We start from the raw sequence: 10,620 nt of genomic DNA, 5'->3' as shown, positions 1-10,620 counted from the left end.
CCTTGCATCCCCTTCCGCAGCTCATGAGGTCGCCGGCCAGCGGCCGGCACTACCGAATCCCACGCGGGTAGCGCCGGGCCACGCCCGGCGGGCGGTCAGCGGCCCAGGTACCCGAACAGCGCATGGCCCACCTGGAACAGGCTGATGCCCAGCACCAGCACGCCCACTGCGACCAGCACCCAGCGTTCCTTCACCCGTTTCACCAGCACCGCCGCCACCGGCGCGGCCATCATGCCGCCGATCAGCAGGCCGGCGACGATCTGCAGGTGCTGCACCCCCATCGACAGCAGGAACGTGGCCGAGATGGTCAAGGTGACCACGAACTCGGCCGCGTTGACGGTGCCGATCGTGGTCCGCGCCTGACCGCCGCGGGCGAGCAGGGTGGAGGTGGCCACCGAGCCCCAGCCACCGCCGCCGCTGGCATCGAGCAGGCCGGCGAAGAAGCCCAGCACCGGCACCCGGCGGATCTCGCCCTTGGGCATCCAGCGGCCGGCCGCGCGGGCCAGGATGATGATGGCCAGCACCAGCAGGTACAGGTAGATCAGCGGGCGGATCAGGTCGCCAGGGACCTGTGTAAGGACGTACGCGCCGAGTGCGCCGCCCAAGGCGCCGGGCAAGGCGAGGCGGAAGAACAGGCGTTTGTCGACATTTCCTGCTACCAGATGCGACACACCGGATGCGCCGGTGGTGAACACCTCAGCGGTATGGACGCTGGCGCTGACCTGTGCGGGAGGCAGCCCCATGCTGAGCAGCACCGATGAAGAAACCAGCCCGAATGCCATGCCCAGCGCACCATCAACCAGCTGTGCGCCAAGGCCGATGAGGATGAACCACCAGAATTCGCTGCTCAGTTCCATGGATCGAGCCTAGCGGAAGCGGGTGTGCGGGACATGCGATGGTACGTCGCACGTACGGCGATCCGCCGGGCCATGCCCGGCGGACACCGGGTGGTCAACGGGTGCCGTACAGCACCACGGTCTTGCCGCGGGCATGCAGCAGGCCGTCGGTCTGCAGCTTCTTCAACACCCGGCCGGCCATTTCGCGCGAGCAGCCCACCAGACGGGCCAGTTCCTGGCGTGAGACGCGCAGCTGGCTGCCCTGCGGGTGGCTCATCGACTCCGGCTCCTGCGCCAGATCGTGCAGGGTGCGCACGATACGGTCGGTGACATCCAGGAACGCCAGGCGGCTGGCCTTGCGGCTGGTGTCCAGCAAGCGCTTGGAGATCTGCTGGCCCAGCGCGTACAGCAGGCGCGGGGCATCGGCCGACAGCGGGCCGAGGAACAGCTGATGCAGGCGCTCGTAGCTGATTTCGGCCAGCTCACAGGCCGTGCGGGTGCGCAGGATCACCTCGCGGCGATCCGACTCCACGAACAGGCCCATCTCGCCGACGAACTCACCGGCGCCGAAATAGCCCAGCACGAGCTCACGGTCCTCTTCCTCCTCGGCCATGATCGAAACCGAGCCGCTGATGACGTAATACAGGGTGCCTGCCGGATCACCGGGTCGGAAGACGTCGGTACGGGTGGGATAGCGCCGCCTGTGGCTGTGTGCCAGGAAGCGGTCGATTGTTGCGATGTCCAAGGCCAATGGGCTGCTAGCTAGGCGCACGGTTGACACGATAGGGGCGCTCCCTCTGCGCATGAACGGATTCACGGGGTCGATAGCGGAGCTTAACCAGCGCAATTGTTAAGGGCAAACAGTGTGCCAGAACCTGAGCGTCTTCACGTTCCCCCTGGAGACACTTATGCCGCATAATTCCCCCTTTCCCTTCTTACACAGGAATCGACCGCCGTGGTCAAGCCGTTGCCTCGCCTGAGGTTGCAGGGTTTCAACAACCTCACCAAGGCGCTGAGCTTCAACATCTATGACGTGTGTTACGCGCGCACCGAAGAGGAGCGTCAGCGTTACATTGAATACATCGATGAAGAGTACAACGCCGACAGGCTTACTCAAATCTTGACCGATGTCGCTGAGATCATCGGCGCCAACATCCTCAACGTGGCGCGCCAGGATTACGATCCGCAGGGTGCCTCGGTGACGATCCTGATCTCCGAAGAGCCGGTGATCGACAAGAAGCAGGCCGGCAAGGAGTTGATTTCCGATGCCGTGGTCGCGCACATGGACAAGTCGCACATCACCGTGCACACCTATCCGGAAACACACCCGCAGGAAGGCATTGCCACCTTCCGCGCCGATATCGACGTGGCTACCTGCGGCGTCATTTCGCCGTTGAAGGCACTGAACTACCTGATCGAGAGCTTGGAATCGGACATCGTGATCATGGACTACCGTGTCCGTGGCTTCACGCGTGATGTGAAGGGCAAGAAGCACTACATCGATCACAAGATCAACTCGATCCAGAACTTCCTGGCCAAGAACATCAAGTCGCGTTACGAGATGTTCGACGTCAATGTCTACCAGGAAAACATCTTCCACACGAAGATGCACCTGAAGGACTTTGACCTGGACCAGTACCTGTTCGAGGAAAAGGCCAAGAACATCTCGTTCAAGGAACGCATGAAGATCGAAGCGCTGCTGCGTCGTGAGATCGAAGAGCTGTTCCACGGCCGCAACCTGGCTGAGTGACCCATGTGCGATGCCGGCAGGCATCGCCACCCAGGCGGGACGCCCCGCCCCGTGGAACCTGCGCTTGGCGCAATCTTCAGTTCCACGGCGATGTACCGACTTACGGCCCGGTGTGAAAACACCGGGCCGTTTCGTTTTTCTCAAAAAAGGTAAGGAGCCCCCACCCATGCCCTGGATCTATCTGCTGCTGGCCGGTCTGTTCGAGATCGGATTCGCCCTTGGAATGAAGTACTCCGAAGGTTTCAGCAAACCCGTGCCGACCGCCCTGACGGTGGTATCGGCCCTGATCAGCCTGTATCTGATGAGCCAGGCGATGAAGAACATTCCGGTCGGCACGGCCTATGCGATCTGGACCGGCATCGGCGCCATGGGCGTGACCGTACTGGGCATCTACTTGTTCAACGACAGCGCCTCGCCGGCACGCTTGGCCTGTGTGGGCCTGATCGTGGCCGGCGTGATCGGCCTGAAGCTGGTGTCACCCAACTAAGCCCTGGTAGTGCCGGCCGCTGGCCGGCAACCTCATGACCTGCGGCGACCCATGCGGGGTTGCCGGCCAGCGGCCGGCACTACACTCATGCGGGTTACAGCCGGTAAGCAATGGTCTTCATCACCCTGGAGGCCAGCGCCATCGCGCCCGGAATCGGGAACGGCAGGCGGCGTGCGCCGGCCTGTTCGGCATGCTCGGCATGCCGGGCCTCGTCTTCCTTCATCACCCGGATGACCGCGCGGCTGCGCAGGTCGCCGGCCGGCAGGTCGACCAGATGTTCGTCCAGATGGGCTTCCACCTGGCGCTCGGTCTCGACCACGAAGCCAAGGTTCCAGCCATCGCCGCGCAGCCCGGCCAGGGTACCGATGGTGTAGCTGCCGGCGTACCAGAGCGGATTGAACAGGCTCGGGCGGCTGTCCAGCTCGCCCAGGCGGGTGGCGCACCAGGCCAGGTGATCGGTCTCTTCCTGGGCCGCTTCCAGCAGATGTTCGCGGGTCGCCGGGTCGCGTGCCACCGCGGCCTGGCCGAAGTACAGGCCCTGGGCGCAGACCTCACCGACATGGTTGATGCGCATCAGCCCGGCCGCGTGGCGACGCTGGGCGCTGTCCATGCCGGGCTCGCCGGTGTCCGTGGCCGGATAGGGGCGGCTGGCCGGCGGGTTGCCGAACACCGTGTCCAGGGCGCGCTGCGCCTCGGTCAGCAGATGGTCCAGCGGGGTGGTCTGGCGAAGCACGGTCATGGCGGCACGGCGTGGAGCGGGGGAAGCCCGATTCTCGCCCGGCCCCGGCCCCCTGCCAACCCGGGGCGGGCGCCGGCTTGCACCCGCCAGCCAAGCTGCGTACAATGCCGCCCCTTACGCTCCACCTTTCACAACGCGTGGCAGAGTTCCGGCGAGTCCTTCGCCGCAATGAGCCCGACCTAACCAAGAGTTCTTCATGAGCACTTTCACTGCCAAGAACGAGACCGTCCAGCGCGACTGGTACCTCGTCGACGCCGAGGGCAAGACCCTGGGCCGTCTCTGCACCGAGCTGGCCCGCCGTCTGCGTGGCAAGCACAAGCCGGTCTACACCCCGCACGTTGATACCGGCGACTACCTGGTCGTCATCAATGCAGAAAAGATTGTCGTCACCGGCAAGAAGCTGCAGGACAAGATGTATCACCGTTTCACCGGTTACATCGGCAACCTGAAGACCGAATCCCTCGCCCAGGCGCTTGAGCGCCACCCGGAGCGCGTGATCGAGACCGCCGTCAAGGGCATGCTGCCGAAGGGCACGCTGGGTCGCCAGATGTACCGCAAGCTCAAGGTCTACGCCGGCACTGAGCATCCGCACGCCGCACAGCAGCCGCAGGTTCTGGATATCTAATCATGGCTATCACTCAAAACTACGGCACTGGCCGCCGCAAGTCCTCCACCGCTCGCGTGTTCCTGCGCAAGGGTTCGGGCAACATCACCGTCAATGGCCGTCCGCTGGACGAGTTCTTCGGCCGTGAGACCGCTCGCATGATCGTGCGCCAGCCGCTCGAGCTGACCAAGAACACCGAGAGCTTCGACATCCTGGTCACCGCCGCTGGCGGCGGCACCACCGGTCAGGCCGGTGCGATCCGTCTGGGCATCGCCCGTGCTCTGGTCGAGTACGACGAAACCCTGAAGTCCGAGCTGCGCAAGGCTGGCTTCATGACCCGCGACGCCCGCGAAGTCGAACGTAAGAAGGTCGGTCTGCACAAGGCCCGCCGCGCCACCCAGTTCTCCAAGCGCTGATTTACCGCGCCTGGCCGGGCTCCTTCGGGAGCCCGCTGGTTGGAAAAGCAAAAGCCCGGCTTCGGCCGGGCTTTTGTCGTTCTGGAGTCATGCATTTCGAGGTTGCCGGCCAGTGGCCGGCACTACCCGCGGCTTCGCATGGCGAGAGAGGCGTGACCAAATTAAAAAGAAAAAGGCCTGATCTTTCGATCAGGCCTTTTTCTTTTTAATTTGGCTGCCCCTGATGGATTCGAACCACCGATGCCTGAGTCAGAGTCAGGTGCCTTACCGCTTGGCTAAGGGGCAATGTAACGTGTAACTATTTTCTCACTTTTCACATTGAAAAACAACTTCAACGTGGTGGCTATGGGTGGACTCGAACCACCGACCCCAGCATTATGAGTGCTGTGCTCTAACCGGCTGAGCTACATAGCCTTGGTGAGCCCGCTATTCTGCTGATGTGTACAAGGACTGTCAACACCTTTGTATCGTGCTTGTGGCCCGACAGACGGCATGGGATAGTCCCAACCAGTAGATTTTCTTAGGAGTCCGCATCGTGATCGATCCGGACGGCTATCGACCGAACGTCGGCATCGTGCTGATGCGGCAGGACGGGCAGGTGTTCTGGGCACGACGTGTGCGCCGGGATGGCTGGCAGTTCCCGCAGGGTGGCATGAACACCGACGAGACGCCTGTCGAGGCCATGTATCGTGAACTGCAGGAAGAGACCGGGCTGTTGCCGGAGCACGTTGAAGTGCTTGGGGCGACACCGGGCTGGCTGCGTTACAAGCTGCCGGCGCGTGCCATCCGCCGCAATGAACGCCAGGTCTGCATCGGCCAGAAGCAGGTCTGGTTCCTGCTGCGCCTGACCGGTGATGAAGCCCACGTCAGCCTGGACCATACCGACTCGCCTGAGTTCGATCATTGGCGCTGGGTCGACTTCTGGTATCCGGTAGAGCATGTGGTGGTGTTCAAGCGTGGCGTCTATGCGCGCGCCCTGCGACATCTGGCGCCGTTGGCCCAAGGGGTGGCGGGGCAGGGCATCAGTGCCATGCCCAAGAGCGCTGCCGAGGCCTGGATGCCAGGCCACGCGGCCGGCCACGACAGGCCCAGGAAGCGCACGCCCATGCGCGGCGGGTATTGGCCGCGGAAAGCCAAGGGTGAACCGGGAGCCGTTTGACGGGCAGGTTGCGCAAAGAGCGGGTCGAACGGTCGCAACGCACGTCTGCTGGGTATTTCCGGCAGGGACTGGCTGTCCGTCTGGCAAGCCTCCCCTGGCTGTTGTTGAGCGTGGCAGTCCTCGGCGGCATCGCATGGATGCCGCTGGCGCTGGGCGCGTGCCTCGCCTTCGCGACCTGTGCGGGTGCGCTGTTCCTGGCGGACTACCTGCTGCGGTTGAGGGCGGCAGGTGGTGGTGTGCAGTGGCTGATCGTCTTCTTCAGTACACCGGTGCTGGCGCTTGGGCTGTTGTGCCTGTAGCCGCCTCGTACCGGGTGGATTCGACCGCACTCTGAACCGTATCGAGAATGGTTCAGGTCTCTGATTGACAACCATTCTCGTTTCCATTGGAATAGCGACCAGGCCGCTACTGGCCTGCTGCCCTGGTTCCCGCCCGTGTACGTCTGCATCTGCAACGGTGTTACCGACCACCAGATCCGCGAAGCCGCCAGCCATGGCGTCACGTCGGTGGCCGAGCTGACCATGCGCACCGGATGCGGCGCCACCTGCGGTTCCTGCCTGGACATGGCCGGCGAGCTGCTGGCCAAGGCGCGTGCCACCCACGATCTGCCGTTGCCGGTGTTGGGCCTGGCGCAGGTCGCCTGAGTCGTTTCGCGGCGCGTTGACGCCGCGCTCTCCTGGTCTTCATTGCTGGCCGCAGTGGCCAATGCGCACGATTCGCGTTCCTTCACGCGCGCGCGCAAGGCGCTACAGTGCCCGCGATTTCAGCGTGCAGGAGCATCCCCATGAAGGGCGACACCAAGGTCATCGAATTCCTCAACAAGGTCCTCTACAACGAGCTGACCGCGATCAACCAGTACTTCCTGCACGCCAAGATGCTGAAGAACTGGGGCATCAAGGAACTGGCCGAACACGAGTACAAGGAATCGATCGAGGAAATGAAGCATGCCGACATGCTCGCCGATCGCATCCTGTTCCTTGAAGGCCTGCCGAACTTCCAGGCGCTGGGCAAGCTGCGCATCGGTGAGAACCCGACCGAGATCCTGCAGTGCGATCTGTCGCTGGAGCGCGATGGCGTGGTCACCCTGCGCGAGGCCGTGGCCTATGCCGATTCGGTCGGCGACTACGTCAGCCGCCAGCTGTTCGTGAAGATCCTCGATTCCGAGGAAGAACACATCGACTGGCTGGAAACCCAGCTGGAGCTGATCGAGCGCATCGGTGAGCCGAAGTACCTGCTGAGCAAGCTCGAAGAGTGATTCAACGGGCCTGGCCGGCGAGGTAGCCGGTCAGCGCCACGCGCGCGCGGGCGAACTCCGCCACCAGCAGCGCCACTGCCACGGCAGGGCGCTGCAGGCTGCCACTGCGGGCTTCGAGTTCGATCCGCCGCGCCACCGCTGACAGCGACAGCGCGCCGACGTTGGCGCTGGAGGATTTCAGGCTGTGCGACAGCGCCTGCAGGCGTTCGATGTCGTTGCCCTGCGCCGCCTGCTGCAGCTGCTGCACCAGCTGCGGTGCGTCTTCCAGGAACACCGTTACGATCTGCGCGGCGGCATCGCCGATCACCGCCTGCAGTTCATCCAGCACGCTGCGATCAAGCACCGGCTGTGGAATCGGGATCGCGCGCGTTCGTTCATCGTCCACGCTTTCGCCGTCGGGCACGCTCGGGGTCGCGGCAGGTTGCACGGGGTCCGGCAGCGGTGCATGTCCGCGATCCGCGGAAACCCGGCCCCAACGCTGCAGCAATGCATGCAGCGCTTCACGCGTGATCGGCTTGGACAGATAGTCGTCCATGCCCGCCTGCAGGCAGCGCTCGCGATCACCGGCCATGGCGTTGGCGGTCATCGCGATGATCGGCAACCGCGTCCGCCCCGCTTCGGCCTCCTCCCTGCGCCAGCGCTGTGTCGCGCTGTAGCCGTCGAGCACCGGCATCTGGCAATCCATCAGCACCACGTCGATTCCACCTTCGCGCAGCAGTGCGAGGGCCTGCTCGCCGTCGGCGGCATTGCGTACCCGGCACTGGAAGACCCGCAGCAGGTGCTCGGCCACCATCCGGTTGACCGTGTTGTCTTCGACCAGCAGCACATGCAGATCCAGTGGCGGCAGCACGGTGGCCGGCCTGGCGTCTTCGGCGTTGGCCAGCAGGGCTGCCGGGCGTGCAGTGGCTGTTGGCTGGGCCAGCAGGGCGTGCAGGTCGGCATCGTTGAATGTGCTGTGCAGCTGCTGCTGGCGCGGCCGTGCTGCAACCGGATCATCCTGCAGCCACAGCACCTGCAGTGCGTCGTCGGCACCGCGCTCGGCCAAGGCGCGCTGCAGGGCCGCCTCGCCATTGCGGCGGTGGCGCGCGTCGACCAGCAGCCATGCCGGTGTGCTCTGGCCCGGGCGTGGTGCTGCACGCAGGCGTTCCATTGCCTCATCAATGCTGGCCAGCGGCTGCACCTGCAGGCCGTGGTGCGCGGCGATGCGTTCGACGCGTGGCTGCAGCTGTGCATCGGCGGTGTACAGCAGCAGCGCTGCCGGCGAGCGGGCCAGCGCCGGCAGGTCGCCGGGAACCTTCAGCAGCGGTATTTCAAACCAGAAGGTTGCGCCCTGGCCTGGGGTGGAATGCACGCCGATGTCGCCATGCATCAGGTCGGTGATGCGCTTGCAGATGGCCAGGCCCAGGCCGGTGCCACCGTAGATGCGGGTGGTGGAGGCGTCGGCCTGGCTGAAGGACTGGAACAGCCGCGCCTGCAGGRCCTCATCGATGCCGATGCCGGTGTCGATCACTTCGAAACGCAGCTGGTGCTGCGCGGGGCCTTCGCCCAGCCGCTGCACGCGCAACTGCACCTGGCCGCGTGCGGTGAACTTGATGGCATTGGCCAGCAGGTTGCCCAGGACCTGGCGCAGGCGCACGGGGTCGCCGCGTACCGGCAGGCGTACGGCCGGATCCAGTTGCAGGCTCAGCGTCAGGCCCTTGGCTTCGGCGGCGCGCTGCAGCAGCTGCACCACGCCGTCGAGCAGTTCGCGCAGGTTGAAGCTGGTGATCTCCAGTTCCAGTGCCTGGGCTTCCAGTCGCGAGTAATCGAGGATGTCATCGACGATGCGCAGCAGCTGCTGCGAGCTGGCCGAGGCGGTGGCCAGCATCTGCCGCTGGTCTTCGCCGAGCGGGCCGCGGGCAATCAGCTCCAGCATCGGCAGGATGCCGTTGAGCGGCGTGCGGATTTCATGGCTCATGGTGGCCAGGAATTCGCCCTTGGCCAGCACGGCTGCTTCTGCAGCCTGCTTGGCCTGCAGCAGCTGATGTTCCAGCTGGCCCTGGCGCTCGGTGGTACGCCGCAGCTGGTCGCGTTCACTGGTCAGGGTGATGCGTTCGCGCTGCAGTGCCGCCAGCGCGCGATTGCGCGAACGCAATCGCAGGCCCAGTACCAGCAGGGCGACGATGGCCAGCGCCAGTACCGCCAACAGCGCGACCGTCGGTGACACTCAGAGCACCGCGTTGTGGAAGTCGAAGTTCAGGTCGCTGCCGGCCGACTGCACCATGTTGCCCTGGATGTAATCGACACCGCCGACCCACATCGCGGCCGCTGCCTGCGGGTCCTCGATCTGCTGGCCGATGATCTGCAGGCCGGCTGCATGCGCCTGCTCGATCGATCGGCGCAGTTCTTCGCGCGTATCGGGGTTGGAGTGGCTGCTGGAAAAGCGTGCGGCCATGCGCACGAACGACAGGGGCAGCTGGGTGAGCAGGGCCAGGGCTTCGCTGCCCGGTTCGAACTGGCTCAGGCAGAAGCGCACGCCGACGCTGGCCATGCGCTGGCAGAACTGCTGCAACGGCACGGTGTGGATCAGTGCATCGGGCAGGCGCACGTCGATCACCAGCGCGCTGCCGGGCAGGCGGCGTTGCTGCAGTGACTCCAGCAGCCAGTCGGCGAAGGCATCGCGCTGCAGGGTACGCAGCGACTGCGAGACGAACAGGTTCAGCGGCTGGGTGGCGTGGCGATACAGGTCGAGCAGACCCATCGCATGCTCCAGCACTTGCTGGTCGAGGTCGGCGATGCGGCCGGCCGCCTCGGCTGCCGGAATCACCTGGCCGGCGGTCAGTACGCTGCCATCGGTCCGGCGCAGGCGCAGCAGCAACTGGTACTGCGCGCTGCTGCCACCGGCGACGGCGACGATCGGCTGGTAAGCGAGCTCGAGCTGGCCTTCCAGCAACGCCAGGTGCTCCTGCTCGGTCGTGACCTGGCGATGCACGTGGCCGGCCACGCCGGCGCTGAGCAGGCGTGCCTGCAGGGTGGTACGTTCGACCGCTTCCAGGGCGCTGCTGGCATCGTCGAAACCCGGCGACAGCGGCGCGTAGCCGACCACGCCACGCAGGTGTACCGATTCGTCGTCGCGGATCACGAAGGCGCGCGCGGACAGCTGCTCACGCAGGGTGCCGGCAATCGCTTCCAGGCTGTCCTCATCGGCGTTGCGCGCCAGCAGCAGGAAGCTGTTGTCGTTCAGGCGCGCCAGCAGGTGCGGATGGCCAGCCTCGGCAAGGCGTTGCCCGGCCTGCACCATCAGCCGCTCGAAGGCCGCATAGCCATAGCGCTCGCGCAGGCCCAGCGCGCTGGAGATTTCGACGAAGAACACGCCGCCGCGGTCGTGCTGGGCC

At 65.0% G+C, this 10,620-nt stretch carries 13 protein-coding genes and 2 tRNA genes; 8 read left to right on the top strand and 7 right to left on the bottom strand.

Annotated elements, in window-relative coordinates:
- Positions 1–95: 95 nt before the first annotated feature.
- Together AB4Y84_RS04740 and crp are read right to left on the bottom strand one after the other, a co-directional pair.
- On the bottom strand, positions 96–857 hold the full coding sequence (locus tag AB4Y84_RS04740) for a sulfite exporter TauE/SafE family protein (RefSeq protein ID WP_442244472.1): 762 nt from the start codon (positions 855–857) through the stop codon (positions 96–98).
- 94 nt (positions 858–951) lie between these two features.
- Positions 952–1,641 carry a cAMP-activated global transcriptional regulator CRP gene (gene crp / locus AB4Y84_RS04735; RefSeq protein ID WP_025874619.1) on the bottom strand — a complete coding sequence of 230 codons (690 nt, stop codon included), beginning with the start codon at positions 1,639–1,641 and terminating at the stop codon, positions 952–954.
- Between the two features lie 150 nt (positions 1,642–1,791).
- Between crp and speD the strand changes: the two genes are divergently transcribed.
- Together speD and AB4Y84_RS04725 are read left to right on the top strand one after the other, a co-directional pair.
- A complete protein-coding gene (speD, locus tag AB4Y84_RS04730) occupies positions 1,792–2,586 on the top strand; it encodes an adenosylmethionine decarboxylase (protein ID WP_025874620.1) in 795 nt (264 codons plus the stop codon).
- A 166-nt stretch (positions 2,587–2,752) separates the two neighbouring features.
- On the top strand, positions 2,753–3,073 hold the full coding sequence (locus AB4Y84_RS04725; protein ID WP_025874621.1) for a DMT family transporter: 321 nt from the start codon (positions 2,753–2,755) through the stop codon (positions 3,071–3,073).
- A gap of 94 nt (positions 3,074–3,167) precedes the next feature.
- Here the strand turns inward: AB4Y84_RS04725 and coq7 are convergent, their stop codons facing one another.
- Positions 3,168–3,812, bottom strand: coding sequence for a 2-polyprenyl-3-methyl-6-methoxy-1,4-benzoquinone monooxygenase (gene coq7 / locus AB4Y84_RS04720; protein ID WP_099843937.1), 645 nt, complete (start codon positions 3,810–3,812; stop codon positions 3,168–3,170).
- A gap of 196 nt (positions 3,813–4,008) precedes the next feature.
- Here coq7 and rplM point away from each other — a divergent pair, with 196 nt between their 5' ends.
- Positions 4,009–4,437, top strand: coding sequence for a 50S ribosomal protein L13 (gene rplM, locus AB4Y84_RS04715; RefSeq protein ID WP_025874623.1), 429 nt, complete (start codon positions 4,009–4,011; stop codon positions 4,435–4,437).
- 2 nt (positions 4,438–4,439) lie between these two features.
- Positions 4,440–4,832, top strand: coding sequence for a 30S ribosomal protein S9 (gene rpsI / locus AB4Y84_RS04710; RefSeq protein ID WP_005411311.1), 393 nt, complete (start codon positions 4,440–4,442; stop codon positions 4,830–4,832).
- Between the two features lie 211 nt (positions 4,833–5,043).
- Here the strand turns inward: rpsI and AB4Y84_RS04705 are convergent.
- Together AB4Y84_RS04705 and AB4Y84_RS04700 are read right to left on the bottom strand one after the other, a co-directional pair.
- Positions 5,044–5,117 (bottom strand) — tRNA-Gln (locus AB4Y84_RS04705).
- 52 nt (positions 5,118–5,169) lie between these two features.
- Positions 5,170–5,246, bottom strand: a tRNA-Met gene (locus AB4Y84_RS04700).
- A 121-nt stretch (positions 5,247–5,367) separates the two neighbouring features.
- Between AB4Y84_RS04700 and AB4Y84_RS04695 the strand changes: the two genes are divergently transcribed.
- The 4 genes from AB4Y84_RS04695 to bfr all read left to right on the top strand — a co-directional run bounded on the left by AB4Y84_RS04695 (position 5,368) and on the right by bfr (position 7,246).
- The gene (locus AB4Y84_RS04695) at positions 5,368–5,991 is read left to right on the top strand and encodes an RNA pyrophosphohydrolase (protein ID WP_025874624.1); all 624 of its coding nucleotides are present in this window, start codon (positions 5,368–5,370) and stop codon (positions 5,989–5,991) included.
- 110 nt (positions 5,992–6,101) lie between these two features.
- Positions 6,102–6,290 carry a hypothetical protein gene (locus AB4Y84_RS04690; protein WP_312786958.1) on the top strand — a complete coding sequence of 63 codons (189 nt, stop codon included), beginning with the start codon at positions 6,102–6,104 and terminating at the stop codon, positions 6,288–6,290.
- A 135-nt stretch (positions 6,291–6,425) separates the two neighbouring features.
- Positions 6,426–6,635 (top strand): (2Fe-2S)-binding protein, encoded by a 210-nt coding sequence (locus tag AB4Y84_RS04685; RefSeq protein WP_032951724.1) that lies wholly within the window; start codon positions 6,426–6,428, stop codon positions 6,633–6,635.
- A gap of 140 nt (positions 6,636–6,775) precedes the next feature.
- Positions 6,776–7,246 carry a bacterioferritin gene (bfr, locus tag AB4Y84_RS04680; RefSeq protein WP_025874625.1) on the top strand — a complete coding sequence of 157 codons (471 nt, stop codon included), beginning with the start codon at positions 6,776–6,778 and terminating at the stop codon, positions 7,244–7,246.
- A 1-nt stretch (position 7,247) separates the two neighbouring features.
- Here the strand turns inward: bfr and AB4Y84_RS04675 are convergent, their stop codons facing one another.
- Both AB4Y84_RS04675 and AB4Y84_RS04670 read right to left on the bottom strand, forming a co-directional pair.
- Positions 7,248–9,452, bottom strand: coding sequence for an ATP-binding protein (locus AB4Y84_RS04675; RefSeq protein ID WP_442249827.1), 2,205 nt, complete (start codon positions 9,450–9,452; stop codon positions 7,248–7,250).
- On the bottom strand, positions 9,453–10,620 hold a 1,168-nt coding region (locus AB4Y84_RS04670; protein ID WP_442249826.1), incomplete at its 5' end, for an EAL domain-containing protein. It abuts the gene before it with no gap.

Origin of the sequence: Stenotrophomonas sp. 2YAF22, from assembly GCF_052114665.1 — a bacterium.
In the GTDB taxonomy this organism is placed as follows: domain Bacteria; phylum Pseudomonadota; class Gammaproteobacteria; order Xanthomonadales; family Xanthomonadaceae; genus Stenotrophomonas; species Stenotrophomonas indicatrix.
The sequence above is the reverse complement of the archived record's forward strand: the minus strand, read 5'-3'. Positions and strand labels throughout refer to the sequence as shown.

Bases quoted from the DNA above. Each gene is read 5' to 3' on its own strand.
- rpsI (WP_005411311.1), top strand. From the start codon at position 4,440: ATGGCTATCACTCAAAACTACGGCACTGGCCGCCGCAAGTCCTCCACC.
- AB4Y84_RS04740 (WP_442244472.1), bottom strand. From the start codon at position 857: ATGGAACTGAGCAGCGAATTCTGGTGGTTCATCCTCATCGGCCTTGGC.
- bfr (WP_025874625.1), top strand. From the start codon at position 6,776: ATGAAGGGCGACACCAAGGTCATCGAATTCCTCAACAAGGTCCTCTAC.
- crp (WP_025874619.1), bottom strand. From the start codon at position 1,641: ATGCGCAGAGGGAGCGCCCCTATCGTGTCAACCGTGCGCCTAGCTAGC.
- AB4Y84_RS04725 (WP_025874621.1), top strand. From the start codon at position 2,753: ATGCCCTGGATCTATCTGCTGCTGGCCGGTCTGTTCGAGATCGGATTC.
- coq7 (WP_099843937.1), bottom strand. From the start codon at position 3,812: ATGACCGTGCTTCGCCAGACCACCCCGCTGGACCATCTGCTGACCGAG.
- rplM (WP_025874623.1), top strand. From the start codon at position 4,009: ATGAGCACTTTCACTGCCAAGAACGAGACCGTCCAGCGCGACTGGTAC.